Source organism: Longispora sp. NPDC051575 (assembly GCF_040681875.1).
Lineage (GTDB): Bacteria > Actinomycetota > Actinomycetes > Mycobacteriales > Micromonosporaceae > Longispora.
Genome location: NZ_JBFAZP010000010.1, coordinates 349,503 through 369,250 on the forward strand (window position 1 = coordinate 349,503; position 19,748 = coordinate 369,250).

The 19,748-nt window shown below is 69.7% G+C and carries 18 protein-coding genes and 1 pseudogene; 15 read left to right on the forward strand and 4 right to left on the reverse strand.

What is annotated here, in order from left to right; genetic code table 11:
* Positions 1-90 precede the first annotated feature (90 nt).
* Together AB0M43_RS30825 and crtI are read right to left on the reverse strand one after the other, a co-directional pair.
* Positions 91-837 carry a polysaccharide deacetylase family protein gene (locus tag AB0M43_RS30825; protein ID WP_363729285.1) on the reverse strand — a complete coding sequence of 249 codons (747 nt, stop codon included), beginning with the start codon at positions 835-837 and terminating at the stop codon, positions 91-93.
* Positions 838-839: 2 nt separating this feature from the next.
* The gene (crtI, locus tag AB0M43_RS30830; protein ID WP_363729286.1) at positions 840-2,306 is read right to left on the reverse strand and encodes a phytoene desaturase family protein; all 1,467 of its coding nucleotides are present in this window, start codon (positions 2,304-2,306) and stop codon (positions 840-842) included.
* A gap of 29 nt (positions 2,307-2,335) precedes the next feature.
* Here crtI and AB0M43_RS30835 point away from each other — a divergent pair, with 29 nt between their 5' ends.
* Both AB0M43_RS30835 and AB0M43_RS30840 read left to right on the forward strand, forming a co-directional pair.
* Positions 2,336-3,211 (forward strand): phytoene/squalene synthase family protein, encoded by an 876-nt coding sequence (locus tag AB0M43_RS30835; protein ID WP_363729287.1) that lies wholly within the window; start codon positions 2,336-2,338, stop codon positions 3,209-3,211.
* A 145-nt stretch (positions 3,212-3,356) separates the two neighbouring features.
* Positions 3,357-3,668 carry a DUF6232 family protein gene (locus AB0M43_RS30840; protein WP_363729288.1) on the forward strand — a complete coding sequence of 104 codons (312 nt, stop codon included), beginning with the start codon at positions 3,357-3,359 and terminating at the stop codon, positions 3,666-3,668.
* Between the two features lie 135 nt (positions 3,669-3,803).
* Here AB0M43_RS30840 and AB0M43_RS30845 read toward each other — a convergent pair whose 3' ends face one another.
* Complete coding sequence (locus AB0M43_RS30845; RefSeq protein ID WP_363729289.1) at positions 3,804-4,775, reverse strand: hypothetical protein; 972 nt, start codon at positions 4,773-4,775, stop codon at positions 3,804-3,806.
* Positions 4,776-4,873: 98 nt separating this feature from the next.
* On the opposite strand from AB0M43_RS30845, the gene AB0M43_RS30850 reads away from it, so the two are divergent.
* Positions 4,874-5,497, forward strand: a complete 624-nt coding sequence (locus tag AB0M43_RS30850) for a TetR/AcrR family transcriptional regulator (protein WP_363729290.1) — start codon at positions 4,874-4,876, stop codon at positions 5,495-5,497.
* A gap of 93 nt (positions 5,498-5,590) precedes the next feature.
* Here the strand turns inward: AB0M43_RS30850 and AB0M43_RS30855 are convergent, their stop codons facing one another.
* On the reverse strand, positions 5,591-6,199 hold the full coding sequence (locus tag AB0M43_RS30855; RefSeq protein WP_363729291.1) for a hypothetical protein: 609 nt from the start codon (positions 6,197-6,199) through the stop codon (positions 5,591-5,593).
* A gap of 255 nt (positions 6,200-6,454) precedes the next feature.
* Between AB0M43_RS30855 and AB0M43_RS30860 the strand changes: the two genes are divergently transcribed.
* The 12 genes and pseudogenes from AB0M43_RS30860 to AB0M43_RS30915 form a co-directional block, all read left to right on the forward strand.
* The gene (locus tag AB0M43_RS30860) at positions 6,455-7,840 is read left to right on the forward strand and encodes a hypothetical protein (RefSeq protein ID WP_363729292.1); all 1,386 of its coding nucleotides are present in this window, start codon (positions 6,455-6,457) and stop codon (positions 7,838-7,840) included.
* 108 nt (positions 7,841-7,948) lie between these two features.
* Positions 7,949-8,956 (forward strand): DUF5937 family protein, encoded by a 1,008-nt coding sequence (locus AB0M43_RS30865; protein ID WP_363729293.1) that lies wholly within the window; start codon positions 7,949-7,951, stop codon positions 8,954-8,956.
* A gap of 60 nt (positions 8,957-9,016) precedes the next feature.
* On the forward strand, positions 9,017-9,463 hold the full coding sequence (locus tag AB0M43_RS30870) for a hypothetical protein (protein WP_363729294.1): 447 nt from the start codon (positions 9,017-9,019) through the stop codon (positions 9,461-9,463).
* An 89-nt stretch (positions 9,464-9,552) separates the two neighbouring features.
* Positions 9,553-9,696: a GPGG-motif small membrane protein gene (locus AB0M43_RS30875; RefSeq protein ID WP_363729295.1), complete on the forward strand. Its 144-nt coding sequence runs from the start codon at positions 9,553-9,555 to the stop codon at positions 9,694-9,696.
* A 90-nt stretch (positions 9,697-9,786) separates the two neighbouring features.
* Positions 9,787-10,164 (forward strand): PRC-barrel domain-containing protein, encoded by a 378-nt coding sequence (locus AB0M43_RS30880; RefSeq protein ID WP_363729296.1) that lies wholly within the window; start codon positions 9,787-9,789, stop codon positions 10,162-10,164.
* A gap of 229 nt (positions 10,165-10,393) precedes the next feature.
* Entirely contained in the window at positions 10,394-10,870 is a 477-nt protein-coding gene (locus AB0M43_RS30885) for a DUF6194 family protein (RefSeq protein WP_363729297.1), read from the forward strand.
* A 578-nt stretch (positions 10,871-11,448) separates the two neighbouring features.
* Entirely contained in the window at positions 11,449-12,309 is an 861-nt protein-coding gene (locus tag AB0M43_RS30890) for a hypothetical protein (RefSeq protein ID WP_363729298.1), read from the forward strand.
* A 126-nt stretch (positions 12,310-12,435) separates the two neighbouring features.
* Positions 12,436-12,815 (forward strand): annotated as a pseudogene (locus AB0M43_RS30895) (Tn3 family transposase); the annotation flags it as partial.
* Positions 12,816-13,029: 214 nt separating this feature from the next.
* Positions 13,030-13,509: a hypothetical protein gene (locus tag AB0M43_RS30900; RefSeq protein ID WP_363729323.1), complete on the forward strand. Its 480-nt coding sequence runs from the start codon at positions 13,030-13,032 to the stop codon at positions 13,507-13,509.
* On the forward strand, positions 13,506-16,370 hold the full coding sequence (locus tag AB0M43_RS30905) for a tetratricopeptide repeat protein (RefSeq protein WP_363729299.1): 2,865 nt from the start codon (positions 13,506-13,508) through the stop codon (positions 16,368-16,370). The genes AB0M43_RS30900 and AB0M43_RS30905 overlap by 4 nt, the downstream gene beginning before the upstream one ends.
* Before the next feature lie 638 nt (positions 16,371-17,008).
* Positions 17,009-18,457, forward strand: coding sequence for an FG-GAP-like repeat-containing protein (locus AB0M43_RS30910; RefSeq protein ID WP_363729300.1), 1,449 nt, complete (start codon positions 17,009-17,011; stop codon positions 18,455-18,457).
* Positions 18,458-18,870: 413 nt separating this feature from the next.
* The coding region (locus tag AB0M43_RS30915) for an RNA polymerase sigma factor (RefSeq protein ID WP_363729301.1) at positions 18,871-19,748 on the forward strand (878 nt) is incomplete at its 3' end.

Here is a 19,748-nt window from a genome sequence, read left to right on the forward strand (position 1 = left end):
CACATCGTGCGTGACTTCCGCGTTTGCCTTCCATCTAGGCCCTCGCTGGAGGCTTCGAAAGCATACGTGATGCCCCGCGGATCCTCCAACTCAGGGCATGGCTGCCAGGGGCATCTGGTTCTTGAGCTGGGGAAACAGGCGTCGGCAGGCGTTCAGGGTGCCGGAGCGGTTACCGCCGGCGTCGTGCATCAGGACGATGGATCCGGCGTGCGCCTGGGCGGTGACTGTGGCGTAGATCGCATCGGCGCCGGGCTGGGTCCAGTCCTTGGTGTCGACGGACCAGTGCAGGGAGCGCATGCCGAGGGTCCGGGCGACGTCGATCAGGGTGGGGCTCCAGGCGCCGCCGGGTTGGCGGTAGTAGCGGATCTGGGCTCCGGGGGCGGCGCGGCGGATCGCGTCGTTGGTTCTGGACAGGTTGGCGCGGATGGCGTCGGGGGACCAGGAGCCGAGGCCGAGTTCGTGGTGCCAGCTGTGGTTGCACAGGGTGTGGCCGTCGCGGACGATCGCCTGGACGAGGCCCGGGTTCTCCTGGACCTCGGTGCCGACGACGCAGAAGGTGGCCTTGATGCCGTACTGCTTGAGCAGGGCCAGGATCTGCGGCGTGTAGGTCGGGTCGGGCCCGTCGTCGAAGGTCAGCGCGGCGGCCGGCCCCCCGGTGGTCTTGATCGTCTCGTACGGGTTGAGCGGCGAGGGGGAGGGCGCGGGTGGTGGTGGCGTCGTCTTCACCGGGGGCGGCGGTGGCGGTGGTTTCGGGTCGCGCCAGGCCGCGGAGGTCCGGTCGCAGGCGACGAGGAGGGGCAGGAACAGGAGTGCGGCGAGTACCCGGCGCAACAGCATGATCAGCCCGTGATCCTTTCCGCCGCCAACCGCCCGGAGATCAACACCATCGGGACGCCCACTCCTGGCTGGGTACCGGCACCGACGAACACGACATTCGCTAGCCCAGATGCCAGGTTAGCTGGCCTAAACGGTCCAGTCTGCCCAAAGGTATGCGCAAGCGAAAAGGGGGTACCAGCTTCGCAACCCTCACGTGCCCAGTCGGTCGGGGTCACCACGTGCGAAACCTCGATCTCGGCGCCGAAGTCCAGATATCCCCGGGCTTCCAGGGTCGCCACCAGCTCACCCGCGTACCGGCGGCCGGCCAGTCCGTCCCAGGCCGGGCCGACCCGCAGGTTGGGGACCGGGGCGAGGACGTAGTACGACTGGCGGCCGGTGGGGGCCAGGGTCGGGTCCGTGCGGCTCGGGTTGCTGACCAGGAGGGACGGGTCGCTCATCACCTCGCCGCGTTTGATGATCTGGTCGAACGTCTCGTCCCAGGCCTTGCCGAAGTGCAGGTTGTGGTGCGCGATGCCGGAGTAGCTGGCCCGGGAGCCGACGTGCAGGACGACGCAGGAGGGCGAGTAGCGGAGCTGCCGGGTGGCCCGCCGGCCGAGGAGTTGGTAGGACGAGGCCAGGTCCGGGTTGAGGACGACGGCGTCGGCGGGGATCCGGGTGCCGTCCGAGGTGATCACGGCGCGGGCCCGGTCGCCGGCGAGTTCGACCTTGCTGACGGTCTGGCCGTAGACGAACTCGACGCCGTGCTTCTCGGCGGCGCCGGCGAGCGCGCGGGGGAGGGCGTGGATGCCGCCCCTGGGGAAGTACACGCCGGAGACGCAGTCGAGGTAGGAGATGACGCTGTAGATGGCCAGGGCGTCGGCGGGGGCCAGGCCGGCGTACAGGGACTGGAAGGAGAACAGGCGGCGCATTCTGGGGTCGCGCAGGTAGTCGCCGACGACCGGGCCGAGCTTGCGGAAGCCGCCCATGCCGATCAGCTTCAGCAGCTGGAGGGACACCAGGTCGCGGGGGCCGTCGAGGTTGCGGTCGATGAAGTGCCGCAGCTCCAGCTCGTACATCCGCTGGGTGTGTTCGGCGAAGCGCAGGTAGCCGTCGGCCTCCCTCGGCCCGCACACCCGGGAGACCTCGGCGGCCATGGTCGCGGTGTCGGTGTGCACGTCCAGGGTCGAGCCGTCGGGGAAGTGGCCCCGGTAGGCGGGGCCGAGCGGGATCAGGTCCAGCCAGTCCTCCAGCTTCTCGCCGACCGCGCCGAGGGTCTCGGCGATCAGTTCGGGGGCGGTCAGCACGGTGGGGCCGGTGTCGAACTCGTAGCCGCCCAGGCTCAGCCGGCCGGCCTTGCCGCCCGGGATCTCGGACTTCTCGATGACGGTGACCTGTCGCCCCGCGCCGGCGAGGCGCAGCGCACACGCCAGGCCCCCCAGCCCGGCACCGACAACGACGACATGCTCGGCTGGTCCGGTTACTCTGCGCACACGAATACCGTAGGTCCCCGGGGGTGACGATGGGCATCAGGCTGGCCGAGGCGTATGAACGCTGCCGGTTGCTGCACCGTCACCACGGTCGCAGCTACTACCTGGCGACCCGGCTGCTCCCGGCGTGGAAACGGCGGCACGTGCACGCGCTGTACGGGTTCACCCGGTTCGCGGACGAGCTCGTGGACGCGCCCGGGGTTTCCGGGCGTGCTGAGCGCCTGGAAGCGTGGGGGGAGCGGCTCGCGGCGGGCCTGCGCGGGGAGCCGATCGACGATCCGTTGCTGCCGGCTGTGATCCACACCATCCGGGTCTTCGACCTGCCGCCGGAGGACTTCGCGGTCTTCCTCAAGAGCATGGCCATGGATCTGACGATCGTCGATTATCCGACATTTGACAGTTTGCTGGACTACATGGCCGGGTCGGCGGCGGCCATCGGGACCCTGATGCTGCCGCTGCTCGGTTCGGTGGACGACGCCGCCGCCCGCGAGCCGGCCCGGCAGTTGGGCATCGCGTTCCAGCTGACCAACTTCATCCGGGACGTCGCCGAGGACCTCGACCGGGACCGGCTGTACCTGCCGCTGGAGGATCTGGCGCGGTTCGGGGTCAGCCGGGACGACCTGCGTGCGGCGGCTGCGTCCGGCCAGGTCACACCCGAGATCCAGAGCCTTGTCGGGTACGAGGTGGAGCGCGCCCGGGATCACTACAGACTCGCCGAACCGGGTATCGCGCTGCTCCAGCCGAGTTCGCGCGCCTGTGTGCGCAGCGCCCAGCGGCTGTACGCGGGGATCCTCGACGAGATCGTGCGCGCGGACTTCAACGTGTTCGCGGGCCGGGCGCGGGTACCGACGCTGCGGAAGTGGAGCCTGGCGGGGCGGGTGCTGCTCGCGGAGGCTGTGAGCCGCTGAACGGGGGCCGGCGGTGGACCCCTATGCCATCGGCGGCCACCGATGTCGGCGATGCGACGGTTGGCGCGGCTTCCATGGTCACGGAGTGTGCCAAGTACCGGACCGTCCTCTGTTCGTCGCGGGCTCGGCGACGCACACTTGTCGCTTGAGTATCTATCGCTTGGAGGGCCGGGCGATGACCATCTATTACGAGCGCGACGGTGTCCGCATCACGGAACGTTGCGTCGAAGTCGCAGGTGCCTGCTACCCCTTCGCCGAACTCGGCCGGATCGAGGTGGCACCGCCGACCGGGTTGGCCGCCGTCTTCCGGGTCGGTCGGCGCTGGGAGTTGTGGGCCGAGTACCGGGGCACGTGGGTGCTCCTCTTCACCACGGGCAGTGAACGGATCTTCGGACAGGTGGGGCGGGCGGTGACCCGGGCGCGGGAGGCGGGCCAGCCGGCCGCACGCCACCGCTGAGCCACCGACAGCGGGCTCCGGCACCTGAACCCAGGTCGCCGGAGCCACGACTGTGCACGGCATGACCGCGCCCCTCCCGAAGGCGCGGTCACCTCGTCGTGTGTACGGAACCTGTCCACTCCGGATCGTCCACTCCTAGCCGGCCGGCGCCGCCTCCACCAACTCCCGCCGCGCACCCTCCGGGGCGGAACCCGGCGACCGCGCCACGACCAACAGCGCCACCCCGACCACCGCCCACCCGGCCAGCACCAACGCCGGCGCCACCGACCCGGCCCCGTCGAAGAACGACGTCGACCGCAGCAGGCTGGCCCCGGCCCCCGGCGGCAGTACCTGCCCGATCGCGCCCCACGGGGTCGGCAGCAGTTCCGGCGCGGAGGCCAGCCCGGACAACGGGTTGCCGACCACGAACACGAGCAGCGCGCCCACCCCGATGCCCCGGGTACCGAGCAGGGAGCCGAGTCCGGTGATCGTGGCGGCCACGGCGAGGGACAGCAGGCCGAGGGCGGCGGCGTTCGCGGGGTACGAGCCGGACAGCGTGCCGGACCAGTACTGGCCCACGGCGGCGCTGAGCAGGCCGGCCCCGGCCGCGTACCCGACGACGCCGAGCAGCCGGCCGCCGCGCGACGGGACGAGCAGGATCAGCAGCGCGCTGACCGCGATCCCGGTGATCAGCAGCGGGAGGAAGCCGGACACGAACCCGGCGCCGCGCGGGTCGTCGGCCGTGGCGGGCACCACGTCCACGACGGGCGCGGGCACCGGACCGAGCGTGGCGGCCAGCTGGGTGAACAGCTGCGCGACGGCGGGGCTGGCCGCCGTCGCGACGTGCACGCTGGGGCCGGTGGGTCCGAGGACCACGGCCGCGTACGCCTCGCGGTTGCGGATCCGGGCGTCGGCCGCGGTCCCGTCGGCCACGGTGCTGATCTCGAACGCGCCGGGTCGGGCGGCGCGGATCCGGTCGGCGAGCGCGCCGGCGGCCGGGGCCGGGCCGGCGACGACCACGGGCACGTCGTGCGGGGCGGCGGTCGCGGCCGGCCAGGCGAAGAACGCGACGAGCAGCGCCTGGGTGACCACGACCAGGGCGGCGATCCCGAGGGCCTTCCGCAGCATGGGTACTCCTTAAAACGAACGCTCGTTCTCTGAAGTTCCAGCCTCTCCCCGGGTACTCCCATTTGTCAAGAATGAACGTTCGTTTTATGGTCAGGGACATGCCCCGAGTCTCCGAAGCGCACCTCGAAGCCCGCCGTGGCCAGATCCTGGCCGCCGCCCGGGCCTGCTTCGCGCGGAACGGTTTCCACAGCACCACCATGCAGGACGTGGTGCGCGAGGCCGGGCTGTCCGTCGGCGCCGTCTACCGCTACTTCCCGAGCAAGAACGAGCTGATCAGGGCCATCGCCGAGGGCGCGATCGGCAACATCACCGGCCGGCTCGACGCCGTCGTGGTCGAGCGGCCGCTACCGCCGCTCGGCACGCTGTACCGGACGATTCTCGATCTGGTCGACCGCGAGGCCGGGCCCGACGGCGCGCTCCGGATGGCCGTGCAGGTCTGGGGCGAGGCCCTGCGCGACCCGGACCTGGCCGACCACGTCTCCCAGGTCTACCGGAAGGTCCGCGAGCGGTTCGTCGCCCTCGCCGCCCGGGCCCAGGCCGACGGGCTGATCGGGCGCGGGGCCGACGCGGAACAGGTCGGCGCGGTGCTGTTCGGCATGGTGCACGGCTACCTGCTCCAGCGGATCCTGATCGGCGACGTCGACCGCGACTCCTACGCGGCGGGCATCGCGGCCCTCGTCGACCGGACCACCCTGACGCCGGGAGCCGACCCGGCGCCGTGACGCCGGCCGGGTGCTCCGCGTGCCCGCGCTTCCGGCCCTCAGCTGACCGAACCCGGTCGGCCGAACCCGGCTCTCAGCCGGCGAACCCGGTCCTCAGCCGGCCAGGAACGTCGCCCGGAACAGCGCCCTGAGGTGCGCGGCGATCTGCCGCCCCGTCCACCCGCCGGTGCCGAGGAGCACCTCGAAGACGTCGTTGGAGATCAGCGCCAGCATCATGTCCGTCGCGGTGTCCACGGTCCACGGGGCCGCGAGCAGCCCCTCCGACTCCAGCCGCCCGACGACCACCCGACACGTGTTGTGCCGCATCCGGACCGCCGCCTCCCAGTGCGGCCGGGCGTCGGGATCGCTGTCCGCCACCCGCTCCACCTGCCGGGCCACCTCCAGCACCCGGGGCACGAACCGGCCCAGGTGCGCCGCCCACTCGTCCAGCGCGCTCGCACCGTCCGGCGCGTCGAGTACCGGCAGGATCGAGCCCTCCAGGTCCTCGACCTCGTTGACGTGCTCGAACAGGGCGTCGACCAGCTCGGCCCGCCCCGCGAAGTTCAGCCGCACCGCCCGGACGGACACCCCACCGCGTTCCGCCACGGCCGCCACCGTCAACGCGGCGACCCCCTCGCTCTCGACGAGGTCCCGGATCACCTCGCACAATGCGTCCCGGATGTCGGGGCGCGAGGCGAGTTCGGACACATCGATGCCATTCATGGGTACCCCTCCCGTGGTGGTCTGCGCTGGAGCCTAGGGCCGATCGCGCCCGACGGGGCCACGCGTTCGCGGGGTTGCGGGGGTCATCCGTACGGTCAGAACTTCGTACGTTTTGAACTTCTATGTGCCGAGGTCAGTGTTTCTCGGCCGTGAACAGCGGTGAGACATTGGCCTATGTGCCTTGTCGTGATCGACAAGAAGAGGCTACGTTTGCCCGCGCATTGTGCGTTTACATCTTCTTACGGGGGAGACAAGTTGCGCTTACTTCGTGGCGCCATCATCACCACCATCGCACTGGCCGCCGCGGCGGCCGTCTCGCCGGGCATCGCCCAGGCTGAGCCCGCGGCTGCGGCCGCCGGGGCCAAGGGCACCTACACGACCCTGGCTCCGACCCGGATCCTCGACACCCGCAACGGCAACGGCGCGCCCGCCGGCAAGATCGGCCGCGCCGGCATCCTGCACCTGCAGGTCGGCGGCCGGGGCGGCGTCCCGGCGAGCGGCGTCTCGGCGGTCACGCTGAACGTCACGGTCACCTCGCCGACCGACCACAGCTTCCTCACCGTGTTCCCGAGCGGCATCACCCGCCCGACCGCCTCCTCGCTGAACTTCACGCCGGGCTGGACCGGGGCCAACTCGGTCACCGTCAAGCTCGGAGCCAACGGCGGCGTCGACATCTACAACCACGACGGCACCACCCACGTGATCGTGGACGTCATGGGCTACTACGCCGAGAACGACCAGGCGCAGTCGATGAACGGCCTGTTCCACCCGATCACGCCGCGCCGCCTGATCGACACCCGCGAGGACGCTGAGGGCGCGCTGCCGTCCGACTACTACCTGCGTTCCGCGCTGAACTTCGGCACCGACAACCCGCACATCCGCGCGTGGGCCGTCAACGTCACCTCGACCGGGGCGATCGGCGACGGCTTCCTGACCGCGTGGAACGGCGACATCAACTCGCTGCAGGAGACGTCGACGCTGAACTACCGGCGCGGCGAGACCGTGCCGAACATGGCCATCGTCCCGACCGCTCCCTGCTACGACTGCGGCAGCTTCGAGGGCTGGCCCTCGATCGGCGTGTACGCGCAGACCACCACGCACGTGATCGTCGACATCGTCGGCTTCTTCGACGACGGCACCTTCACCGGTAACGGCCTGCGCTTCGACCCGATCGCCCCGACCCGGATCGTGGACACCCGCGAAGCCCTGGGCGCCCCCGGTGCTCTCGGCCAGGCGACCACCACGAAGATCACCGCCCCGGGCACGGTCCTCAACACCGCCGACGGCGCGACCTCCAGCCTCGCGCTGAACGTCACCGCCATCAACCCGTCGATCCCCACCGTCCTCACCGTGTGGGCCAACGGCATCGACGGCCAGACCAAGCCGGGCGTCAGCAACCTGAACCCCCAGCCGGGCAGGGTCACCCCGAACGCGGCGATCACCGCGATCGGCCCGTCCAACGCGTTCAACGTGTACAACCACGGCGGCAACGTGCACCTCGTCGTCGACGTCGTCGGCCGGTTCTACTTCCCGACCGCGACCCCGGCCGGCGCACTCCGGATGGCTCCGCAGCCCTCCGGCGCGCCGAACGCCGGCCGGGCGGGCAGCGTGGGCTTCCAGTCCGCGCACGCCGCAGCCTGACCGTACGTAAGCCGCGCCCCGGGGGAGTTCCCCCGGGGCGCGGCCCCGTTTCCGGGTACCGCCGCAGAGGTGCCGTTGGTCGGACAGTCCGCGCGGTAGCGTGCGGAGATGGTGATGTCGCTGGACCTGGCCGGGCTGGCCGGGCCGCCCCGGTACGTGGTCTCGCCACTTGTCGAGCTGGGCTGGGCCTGGCACGCGATGGTCACCGACCACCACCGGCCCGGGACTGAAGCGCCCTACGGGCTGCGCGGAGAGCTCACCGACTGGTCGTTTCTGGTCAGGGCCGTGCGGGCCACCTTCCTGGCCGACCCGACGCTGCTTCCCGGGAGTACGTGGGACGAGCAGCTCGACGGTCTCGTCCGACTGCCCGTCGCGGAGTTCACCACCGCCGTACTGCGCCCGCTGGCCCGGGCCAACGGCCGTCCCGTGGTCGGTCCCGCCGGGGTCCTCAGGCTCGCCCGGGCCCGTGGTTCGGCGACCCAGGCCCTGGTCCGGTTGGTCCTCGACGAGCCCGAGACCGCACGGGTTCGGTTGGTCGCGCTGCTGGCGGCGTGCTGGAACGGCTTCTTCGCCGACCAGTGGGGCCAGGTCGGCCAGCTGCTCACCGCCGAGGCCGACCGGGGAGCGGAGCGCGGCTGGCGCGGGGTCGCCGAGTTGTCGCCGGCGATCACAGTGGACGGTACCCGTCTGCTGGTCGACAAAATTCAGAACAAGCGCCTCGTGGCCGCGGGCAGGGGCCTGGTCCTACTGCCCACGGTGCTCGGCGGGCCGCACATCTACGTCGCGGACGAGCCCGGACGGCCCATAGTGCTGCACTATCCGGTCCCGGCACCTCCGGCCGCCGCCGACAGCCGGGCGACCCTGCGCAGGCTGACCGTACTGGCCCACCCGGCCCGGCTGGAGATCTGCCGGGCCATCGCCGTCGAACCGAGGTCCGCGCGGGAGATCGCAGTGCTGTGGGGCATGGCCGAACCGGCCGTGACCAAACATCTGTCGGCACTGCGCTCCGCCGGGCTGGTCCGCACCGAACGGGCCGGGCACTTCCTCCGCTACGCCCTCAACGACACGGACATCGCCGCGCTCGGCGCCGACCTCCTGGAGGTGCTCCGCAGGTAAGTCTGCCGGAGATCGGCAGGCATTGGCCCCGGCGCTCCGGGCGGACATAGCGTCGCCCGCATGACGACCCTCCCCCTCGCCGAAGCGGTGAGCCGGCTCACCGCGGACCGTGCCCTGCTCCTGGAGACCCTCGACGCGCACCCGGACCCGCACGCGCCGTACGAGATGGCCGGCACCGACCCCTGCGAATCCCTGCACGACCTGCTCGCGCACGTCCTGATGTGGCACGAGATCAACCTGGCTGTCCTCACCGAAGCCCGCGCCGGCCGCCAACACTGGAGCCTCGACCCGCGCTGGGAGACCAGGGAGGCCGGCCGTGCGCTCAACCTCGGCGGAGTACTCGCCGGACGCGAACTGTCCACCGAGCTGCTGCTCCAACGCTTCGACCGGACGTCGACCGCTCTGCTCGACGCACTCGACGAGCAGCACCTGGAGCTCGCCCAATACGTGATGACCGGCTACAACGAGCCCTACCGGCACGCGGCCTACCACTTGCAGCCCCGCTGATTCCCCTGATCTGACCAGGTGCGTCTTCTGGGTCCGCTCGGGTTTCGCCCGGGAGGATTCAAGTTCTGGGTTCCTGGGAAGAGAGTGGCATGACTTTTCTCTTGTGGATCCTCGCGGTCGTCCTCGTCGTGTCCGGCATCTTCGCGCTGTTCCGCCGCCAGGTGCTGTGGGGCGTAGTACTCATCATCGTCGGCCTGCTCGTGGGCCCCGGCGGCGTCAGCATCTTCACGTAGGCGCCCCGGGTGCCGGCTCCCGGAGAAGTTTGGGGCCGGGCTCAACGGGTACGTAATTGTCAACAGGTAACCGAATCAACAGGGGGAATCATGACGAACATGGATCCGAACGCCAGCTTCGACGCCTGGAACTACGGCGCGCACAGCGGCTACACGGCCGGCACCACCGACCTGACCGGCTACCACGTCGAGGCCACGGACGGCAGCATCGGCAAGATCGACGAAGCGACCCACGAGGTCGACGGGAGCTACGTCGTGGTGGACACCGGGCCGTGGATCTTCGGCTCGAAGGTGCTCCTCCCGGCCGGCGTCATCCAGCGCGTCGACGCGGCCGAGGAGAAGGTCTACGTCACCCAGACCAAGGACCAGATCAAGAGCGCTCCCGGCTACGTCGCCGAGCAGCGCGACACCGACGCCTACCGCAACGACCTCGGCGGGTACTACAGCGGCGGCACGCCCCGCATCTGACAGCGCGGGGCCAACCGCCCCGTCCACAGGACTCTGACTACGCCGACGTCCGCCTACTCCCCGATCGACAGCCCGGGAGCAGGCGGACGTCGGCGTGTAGGACCTACCGGGGCGGCCCTCACACGCTGAACCGCGCTTGATCTGCCCACGCCGGGCGTCCCGGCGGCGGCCTGAGGAAATGCCCACGTTGCCGGCCGCCGCGCGGGCCGTTGGATGTGATGCTGGGGGCATGGAGATCCAAGACATTATCGAAAGCGTCGGCGCGATGGACGGGGTCCTGGTCCTCACGCCGCGACCGGGGGACGGCTCCCCGGAGATCGCCTGGGGCGACACGTTCTTCTACTACGCGCCCGACGGAGTCGTCCCGAAGGCGCAGCCGTTCGCCACCATCGTGACGAAGGACTACCCCGGCGACGACACGTCACGGCTCGACCGGCCGGACGCCTTCCGCCTGAACATCGCCGCCGGGGCGGAGGAGTTCGGCCGGTGGACCAGGTCAGGACCCACGGATCCGGGTACCGCCGACGTGATCGGCCCGCATCCGGTGTACGGCAGCCTGCACTGGCTCGCTGTCGTCAACCCGGGCCCGGAGACGGCCACGGCGGTCGACGAGCTCCTCCGCGAGGCCCACCGGCTCGCCCGCGAACGGTTCCAGCGGCACGCGAACCGTGGCCGCGCCGACGCGCGGGACGGCCAGACCGGCTGACGGGAGCCAGCACGGCCTGGCACCTGTGCGGCAGCGGCCGGCCTCGTGTTTGTAGGCGCGGTTGTCGTCGTTCAGGCGACCCCCCGAGGACGGGCGCCGTGGCGTGCTTGGATACGGCGGAGCGCCCGCTCGGCGTGTTCTGGACGACGCCCCGGCGGCCGCTCAGCACCGGTGGACGCACGAGCTGCTGGGGTGTTGGGTCGAGGTGCCCGCCAAGGTCGATTCCAGTGGCGGTGTCAGGTAGCCTGGGACGCTGAGGGCCGCTAGCTCAATGGCAGAGCAACGGACTTTTAATCCGTGGGTCAGATCTTCTATAACGCTGGGTCAGATTCCAACCAGCCCAGGTTACTTGGGGTAGTTGCCGCGCCTTGAGGCATCGCTGCGAGTGTACATATCGGTCTAGATTCCAGTCGGCCGCGTGAGATTCCGGCCAGCGTCCGAGTCTCTAGATGACCACGCGATGACCACACGCCTGTCGGCTCGAACGAGACGTCGCTTGAAGTACGCAGGTCTCGATCTTGATCCGAGGTAGGAGTTCAATGGAGCTGTCACTGAGGCTCGATCGGCAAGGAGAGCCTGTGCTCTTGGTGCCCGCCAACGTGGCTGTTGATCACCTGGCGTTAAGGGGGCCTCTTGAGACGGACCGCATCGAGGATTTGCAGATCTTGAGCTTGGTGGAGGCGCTGTCCCTCCGTGGCCAGGTTGAGCACCCGGTGTCAGTGCGCCGACCACTCCAGGACCCGCCAGACCGGATCGTTGGCCAGGGCGAGCGGGAGCATTCTGTCGAGCTCACGAATCTAACCTTCGTCGACTTCAGAAGCGACCTCGCAAAGGTTAGGCAGCTTGGCCGTCGTCTTGCGGACGAGATCCAAGCGCGATCCGACACGTTGCCTCATCTCACGGGACGCTATGTGACAGTTTCCAGCGCCGGGGACCCACCACCTAGGTCGCGAAAGGAGATTGAGGTGGCCGTGGGCCTCATCGCCAGCGCTCTCCAAGAGGACCGGGGGTTTGTCGGTGAAGGTCTCGACCTAACGAACGGTTTTCCCCAACACATGCCGCCCAACGGCATGTACGGTTCGATCGAAGGCGTCTTCGTTCAGGTCTACCCCGCAGACCAATCGCTAGGCATGGTCCCCGTGATCGCCAGTTGCCAGGCCGAGCTGCCGCTCGCCGAGATCCGCGAGTCGATCAGGCATCGCGTCGCGGCAAAAGACGACCCTCGCAACGAGGTGTTGGTCATGACCCTCGGGTTGCCTGACAAGCCGGGGTACATTTGCCCGCCGGACAAGTGGCTATTCGACTTCATCGTCGAGCACGGTCCTGGATTGCTGCCCACTCCGAAGCACCTGGATGTAGTTATATTGCACCTGTGGGGCACAGCCGAGATACTGCTGGTCTACGTGCGGCCCGGCTCGACCTTCCTGCGCCACAACTAGCGGGGCGCAGGTCGGCATCGTCCGTACCTTTGCCGGGTCAGTGGACCGCACGGCCGCGTCCCCGTCGTGACGGGCATCTCGACGGACATCGGCAAGATCCGCCGGCACTGGCCGGACATCTGCCGGGTGATCGCTTCCTTGCACACCGGCGCTCTGCCCGCGCATGAGGTGATCCCGGTGCTTCAGCACGACGGCCGGTCCACCGGGCTCGGCGAGGCCATCGGGTACTACGGCAGGATCTTCAAGGCGCTGCACATCCTCTCCTTCGTCGACGACCCCCGCTCCGCCGCGAGGTAAAGGGGATGCGCAACCTCCAGGAAGGCCGCGGCGACCTCGCCCGGCACGTCTTCCACGGCCGCAAGGGCGAGCTGCGCCGCGCTTACCGCGAAGGCCAGGAGAACCAGCTCGACGCCCTCGGCCTCGTCCTGAACTGCGTCACGCTGTGGAACGCCGTCTACCTCGACCACGCCTTGGCCGTGCTGCGCGAGCAGGGCTACCCGGTCCTGGACTCAGACGCGGCCCGGCTGTCGGCGTACATGCGCCGGCACATCAATGGCCACGGCCACGGCCACGGCCACGGCCACTACAGCTTCACCCTCCCGACCTCGGCGGGCTTCGATGGCCGCTGCGCGACCCCGACCGTGAAGGCGACGACCAGGAGTAGGCGCTCCGCCGTCCGTCGGTGTCGGGTTTCTGCGTCGTGGTTGCCGGTTGCGGTGGTTGGTCGACAATGTGCTGGTGGTGCGATCGGGTGCACGGCGATGGTGGCTGGTGGCGGGCGGGTTCGCGCTCGCGGCGGTGGCATTTGGCGTGGGCGTGTGGTTCGTCCACGCGGGGCTGGAGGACGCGGACCGTTGGGCCAGCGTGCTGGGTGTGTTCTTGAACCTGACGGGGCTGGTGGTCGCGTCGTGGAGCGCATGGTGGGCGCGTCGAGCGGTGACGGCTCCGACGGTCCCGGCAGTGCCGGGTGACGGCGGTGTGGTCAACACGGTCATCGGCGGCCGGGCCGGTGCGGTGGTGCAGGGCCGGTGCGTGGACCTGTCCGGGATGGTGCCTTCGGGTCCGGCGCCGGCCCAGGGCAGCGGGGTGTCCAACCGGGTCGAGCAGGCCGAGGTGGACCGGTTGCTGATCCAGGGCCGCGACATCCGGGGGCCCCTGCCGCCTGCCGGCCTCGGCGGGCCGGAAGGGACGCGTTCGTGACTGTGGGCTCGCCGGCGGACGGGCCGTGGCAGGTGGTGAACACCGTCACCGGCAGTGTGGTGATCGGAGCGGTCATCCAGGGGCAGACCGTGCACGTCACGCTCCCGCCTCAGGTCACTCCGGCCACCGGCGGGCTGCCGCCTGTTGTCCAGGTGTTCACGGGCCGCGACGCCGAACTCGAGGCGCTGGTCGAGGGGCTCGTACCTGGTGGCGCGGGTGGGACGGTGTTGGTGTCGGCGGTGGCGGGGATGGCCGGGGTCGGCAAGACCGAGCTCGTGCTGCAGGCCGCCCACCAGGCCCTCAAGCGGCCGGGCTGGTTTCCGGGCGGGGTGCTGTTCGTCGACCTGTACGGCTACGACCCTCAGCTGCGGCTCAGCGCCTCAGATGCCCTCGCCCGATGGTTGCAGGCCATCGGGGTGCCCGGCGAGCACATCCCCGCGCACGAACAGGACCGCGCCCGACTGTGGCGCACGGTCCTGGACGCCTACGCAGGCGCGGGCCGGCGGCTGCTGCTGATCATCGACAACGCCGCTGACACCAACCAGATCACCCCGCTGCTGCCCACGGGCTCGACGGTCCCGGTCCTGGTCACCTCCCGACATACCCTGGATCTCGACGCCCGCCTGCACACCCTTCCGGTCCTTGCCACAGGACCCGCCGTGGACCTGGTCACTGGCGTGATCCGGCTCCGCTGCAGCGCAGATGACCCACGGGCACAGGACCCGCAGCACCGGCCGGGCCTGGCCGAGTTGGCCGGACTGTGCGCGGGTCTGCCGCTCGCGCTGCGGATCGTCGCCGCGCTGCTGGCTGACCGGCGCCACCTGACCCCCGCCGCCCTCGCGGTCTCGCTGCGCGACGAGCACAGGCGCCTCGACCGGCTGCGGCGCACCGAGACTAACGGCGAGGTCGCCGTCCGCGCGGCCTTCGACCTGTCCTACCGCCATCTCGCGCCCGCACAGGCTCGCCTGTTCCGGCTCCTGCCCGTCAACCCCGGGCCTGACGTCGCCACCACCGCCGCCACCCGCCTGGCAGGCCTCACGGAAGGCGACACCGAGGTCCTGCTGCAGGATTTGCACCGCGCGCACCTGATCGAGGAGCCCGCGCCTGACCGGTGGCGCCAGCACGACCTGCTGCGGCTGTACGCGACCGAACAAGCCCCCACCACCAGCGATGAGGCCGCCACCGCTCGACAACAACTCACCACCCACTATCTGGCTTGCGTCAGCGGCGCCGATGCTCATCTACGCGCCCTGCCCGGCGACGCAGTTCCCGTCGGCTTCTCCGACCGTGAGGACGCCCTGGCCTGGCTGGACGCCGAACGACTCAACCTCGTCGCCACTATCCACCACGCCGCGGCCACCGGTGACCACCACACGGCCAGCGAGATGTCGACCCTCCTCAACGAGTACCTGTCTTTCCGACGTCACTTCACCGACTGGCTCACCCTCGCAGACCTAGCCCTCACCGCCGCCCTCGCGCTCGGCGACCGCCACGGCCAAGGCATCGCCCTGAACAGCCTCGGGACCGCGCTGCTGCAGGTGCGCAGGTTCGACGAGGCGATCGACGCCTGCCAGCGGGCCGCCGACATCTACCACGCCCTCGGCGACCGGTTCGGCGAAGGCATCGCCCGCAACAGCCTCGGAATCGTGCTGCGGGAGGTGCGCAGGTTCGACGAGGCGATTTCCGCCTGCCAGCGGGCCGCCGACATCTACCACGCCCTCGGTGACCGCCACCGCGAAGGATCTGCCCGCAACAATCTCGGGAGCGCGCTGCTGCAGGTGCGCAGGTTCGACGAGGCGATCGACGCCTGCCAGCAGGCCGCCGGCCTCCATAGCGAGCGTGGCGACCGCTACGGAGTAGGCCAGGCCCTAAACAACCTCGGGCTCGCGCTGCAGGAGGTGCGCAGGTTCGACGAGGCGATCGACGCCTGCCAGCGGGCCGCCGACATCTACCACGAGTTCGGCGACCGCCACGGTGAAGGCGCTGCCCTGAACAGTCTCGGGATCGTGTTGCGGGAGGTGCGCAGGTTCGACGAGGCGATCGACGCCTGCCAGCGGGCCGCCGACATCCTCGCCGAGCTCGGCGACCGGCACACCGAAGGCACTGCCCTGAACAGTCTCGGGATCGTGTTGCGGGAGGTGCGCAGGTTCGACGAGGCGATCGACGCCTGCCAGCGGGCCGCCGACATCTACCACGCCCTCGGCGACCGCCACGGCGAAGCCGGAGCCCGCAACAGTCTCGGGATCGTGTTGCGGGAGGTGCGCAGGTTCGACGAGGCGATCGATGCCTGCCAGCGGGCCGCCGACATCGTCGCCGAGCTCGGCGACCGCCACGGCGAAGGCATCGCCCTGAACAACCTCGGAACCGCGCTGCTGCAGGCGCACAGGCTTGAGGAGGGAATCGCCGTCCAACAGCAGGTCCTGGCGATCTGCCGCACACTCGGCGACCGCCACGGCGAAGGCATCGCCCTGAACAACCTCGGGATCGCACTGCGGCAGGTGCGCAGGTTCGACAAGGCGATCACCGCCTGTCAGCAGGCCGCCGACATCCACCGCGCCCTCGACGACCGCCACGGCGAAGCCGGAGCCCACAACAACCTCGGGACCGCACTGCTGGAGGTGCGCAGGTTCGACGAGGCGATCACCGCCCATCAGCAGGCCGCCAACATCTTCGGCGAGCTCGGCGACCGCCACGGCGAAGGCATGGCCCTGGGCAAACTCGGGAACGCACTATTGCAGGTGCGCCGATTCGACGAAGCCCGGAACTGCTGGCAGCGAGCACAGGAGGCGTTCATACAGGCTGGAGACAACCACTCCGCCGGAATCGTTCGGCAATGGCTCACCATGCTCGACCACGTATAGAGCGGGCTTTCCGCGACCCACCAGACCCTCTACTTCAGGTAACAGCCAATATCTGAAGTAGATTTCTCGAGCGACTTCAGATAGCACGATCCAGACGAGGTCCGATCTCGCCGGATTCACTTCAGATATCACGGCCGATATCCATAGGCCCGACGCACGGCGGTGTCACCGCCGCCCCACTGGCCGAGGTGGAGGCGGTTTGCGCCGGGTAGGGCACCCACCTGGCCTGGCCCCGACAGTCGCCGTGCCGATCAACACCATAGTTGGTCATATGTTGTCGTAGAACGCATGTGCTAAGCAGGTGGATTTGCGACCGCGAGATCATCACCCTGGCGGAGCCGCCATGGTCACCTCCAGTGTCTACAAGAGGACAGGGCGCCCGACCCCGGTGGAGCTTAGTGTCGATATGGACTCGGTCGAGGCGTCGACAGAGGGCGGGTTCGTCAGTCACCACGCGACGGCTTCCCCATGGGAAACCCGGCCGGCCGGTTCCGCGGCCCAGTTCACCACTACCGCGCGCCGTCTCACCCCACACGGACTTCGCTGGAGGAGTGGGCATGTTGGCAAGGACAGTAAGGAACTGCGGTGGCCTCGTCCTAGCGGTTGCGCTGGCTGTCGGCACCGTCGCGGCGGCAGCGGTGGTCAACGTCCCATCCGCGTTCGCGGACGCCGGGAACACCAGGGCCGATCCGGTGGGGACTCTGGAACTCGCGGGCTCCGGCTGGCTCGGCGGGCAGGGCGTCGATGTCTTCGGCAACGGTGCCGACCCGGCCAACACCGCCGGGTACAACTACGTCAACGGGGTCCTCTCGGGTTTCAAGTGGCAGTGTGTGGAGCTCGTCAACCGGCTGTACCTGACGCGGGGCTGGATCAGTGGCCCCTGGTCGGGCCACGGCAACCAGAAGTACGCGACCGCTCCGGTGACCCTGACGAAGCAGCCCCAGGGCGCGATCACCTACCTCAACCCTGGGGATGTGATCAGCCTGAACGGCGGCGGTCCGGAGGGGCACGCCAGCGTGGTGGCGTCGGTGTCGGGCAGCTCCGTGCAGATCGTCAACCAGAACACCGCGGCGGTGTACAGCTCGGCGATGTACGCCAACGGGTCGATCACCCTGGCCGGCTGGGCGGGGTACAGCGTCATCGGCGTGGTCCACCGCCCGACCGGAGGGGCCAGCGGCACCCACAACTCCCGGCTCACCGGCGACGTCAACGGCGACGGGAAGGCCGACGCGGTCGTCATGTTCGGCGACACCGGCGCGGCGAAGGTCGCGCTGTCCACCGGTGCCGGCTTCGGCTACCCGGGCGACTGGTCCTACGGCCACTCGGTCGGGGCGAGCCGGTACTTCCTGGGCGACGTCAATGGCGATGGCAAGGCCGACCTGCTCGGGTACCGCGCCGCCGAGGGCCGCTGGCACGTCAGCCTGTCGTCGGGCTCGGGATTCTGGTCGCCGGTCGAGTGGGCCTATGGCCACGGCATCGGCACCAGCCAGCAGTGGGTCACGGACGCCACCGGCGACGGCAGGGCCGACCTGGTCACCTTCGACGCGGGCTCTGGCGACTGGTGGGTGTCGGCCTCCTCCGGCAGTGGTTTCTGGTCGCCCGTGCGGTGGATCGCCGGTCACGGGGTCGGCAGCACCGACCAGGTGGTCGCCGACTTCAACGCCGACGGCAAGGCCGACGCCGCGATCTACATCGCGTCCACCGGCAACTGGCACGTCGCGTCGTCGACCGGGTCGGCCTTCGGCTATCCCGGGCAGTGGTCGGCCGGTCACGGCGTTGGCAGCGGTCGGCGGCTCGCTGGCGACGTCAACGGCGACGGGAAGGCGGACGCGGCCTACTACTGGCCCGGCGACGGCCGGTGGCGGATCGGGACGTCCTCCGGTGGCGGGTTCTGGACCCCGACCGAGTGGGCGTACGGCCACGGCATCGGGACCAGCGAGCAGTTTCTGACCGACGTCACCGGCGACGGCCGCGCCGACATCCTCACCTTCGATCAGGCCAACGGCGACTGGTACGCCTCCGCCTCCTCCGGGTCGGGGTTCTGGTCGCCCGCGTTGTGGATCCACGGCCACGGCGCGGGTTCATGACCCGGCTCCCCTGAGTCGGGGCGATCCGCCGTGGGCGCCCTTCGGGACGGCCGGGCTGTCTAAGCGATTCGAGAAGTCCTGCGCGAGCGTGGCCCGGGCCGCACCGTCAGGCTGGCATGGGCTTTGCACAGTTCGGGCACGTCAACGATCTCAGTGGCATGACACAACTAAGAAAGCCTTCGTCCCACCGGCCTGCAGCACGTGGCGGGGCCTTTTTCAACACGGCGGTCATCGGGTTGGGTGGCCTGTACGCCTCGACCAGGTCGTTGCCGGCGGTCGTGGTCGTCGGGCTGATCGCAGCGGTGGCCGTCTACGTCACCCGGACTCGTACGTGAAACTGCCTGAAAAATCTTGGTCGGGTTTTGCACAAGACCGTCCTGTCGATCCTCACAGTCGTCAGAGAAGGAGGTGGAGTGGACGCTAGCCGCAGCAACGATGAGTTCCCGGAGTTCTTCGGGAAGCACTACGCGCCCTTGGTCGGCTACCTGATCAAATCCGGTCTGGGTAGTGAAGCTGAGGACGTCGCACAGGAGACGTTCCGCAAGGCGTATGAACGGTGGGCAGAACTCCACACACCTCGGGCCTGGGTATACCGGGTGGCCACCCGTGCCGCCCTGGGCAGACGGGGCCACGAGGCTAAGCGCGGGTCCTGGGAACTGCGCGCGGTCCGCGGTGGCTGGTGTGCGCCGGCGAGTCCCGTCGACCCCGAGGAGCACGCGATCACCCGTTACGACCACGACGACCTGATGAGCCAGCTGACACGTCTGCCGTCCAGGCAGCGGATCGGACTGGTCCTCTATCTTGACGGCCACACCAACGTCGAGATCGCCGAGTTCATGGGAGTTGCCGAGGCCACGGTGCGCTCACAGCGGCGTTACGCTCTCCTCAAGCTCCGCGGGGATTTCCCGGGCCAGGGCAAGAAGGTGCGGCCCCTCGACGAGATGACCGCCCGGTATCCGATCATCACCCAGCAGTACCTCAATCCGGTCCCGGACCGGGGCTTCCTGGGGATGGGCAAGAAGGTGCGGGCCCTCGACGAGGTGCCCAAGCCGCACGCCCACCAGGTCCTGGTCTACCGCGTCGGCGGCCGGTACGTGCTGGACAGCTCCCGGCTCGGCATGGAGTCCGAGGACGTCCTGGCGGCCGACCACGTCACGCTCGTGGACGTGGGCCGGGACCGCCCGGTCACCGTCCGGCTCACCATCCCGTCGGCGGAGGCCGCCGACTTCACCCTCCAGGTCACGTTCGTGTGCACCGTGAACGACGCCGTGCGGGTGGTGCAGAACAACCT

Excerpts from the sequence above, each read along its gene's own strand:
- AB0M43_RS30845 (WP_363729289.1), bottom strand. The coding sequence starts at position 4,775 with ATGCTGCGGAAGGCCCTCGGGATCGCCGCCCTGGTCGTGGTCACCCAG.
- AB0M43_RS30870 (WP_363729294.1), top strand. The coding sequence starts at position 9,017 with ATGACGACCCTCCCCCTCGCCGAAGCGGTGAGCCGGCTCACCGCGGAC.
- AB0M43_RS30865 (WP_363729293.1), top strand. The coding sequence starts at position 7,949 with ATGGTGATGTCGCTGGACCTGGCCGGGCTGGCCGGGCCGCCCCGGTAC.
- AB0M43_RS30835 (WP_363729287.1), top strand. The coding sequence starts at position 2,336 with ATGGGCATCAGGCTGGCCGAGGCGTATGAACGCTGCCGGTTGCTGCAC.
- AB0M43_RS30875 (WP_363729295.1), top strand. The coding sequence starts at position 9,553 with ATGACTTTTCTCTTGTGGATCCTCGCGGTCGTCCTCGTCGTGTCCGGC.
- AB0M43_RS30880 (WP_363729296.1), top strand. The coding sequence starts at position 9,787 with ATGACGAACATGGATCCGAACGCCAGCTTCGACGCCTGGAACTACGGC.
- AB0M43_RS30825 (WP_363729285.1), bottom strand. The coding sequence starts at position 837 with ATGCTGTTGCGCCGGGTACTCGCCGCACTCCTGTTCCTGCCCCTCCTC.
- AB0M43_RS30855 (WP_363729291.1), bottom strand. The coding sequence starts at position 6,199 with ATGAATGGCATCGATGTGTCCGAACTCGCCTCGCGCCCCGACATCCGG.
- AB0M43_RS30850 (WP_363729290.1), top strand. The coding sequence starts at position 4,874 with ATGCCCCGAGTCTCCGAAGCGCACCTCGAAGCCCGCCGTGGCCAGATC.
- AB0M43_RS30885 (WP_363729297.1), top strand. The coding sequence starts at position 10,394 with ATGGAGATCCAAGACATTATCGAAAGCGTCGGCGCGATGGACGGGGTC.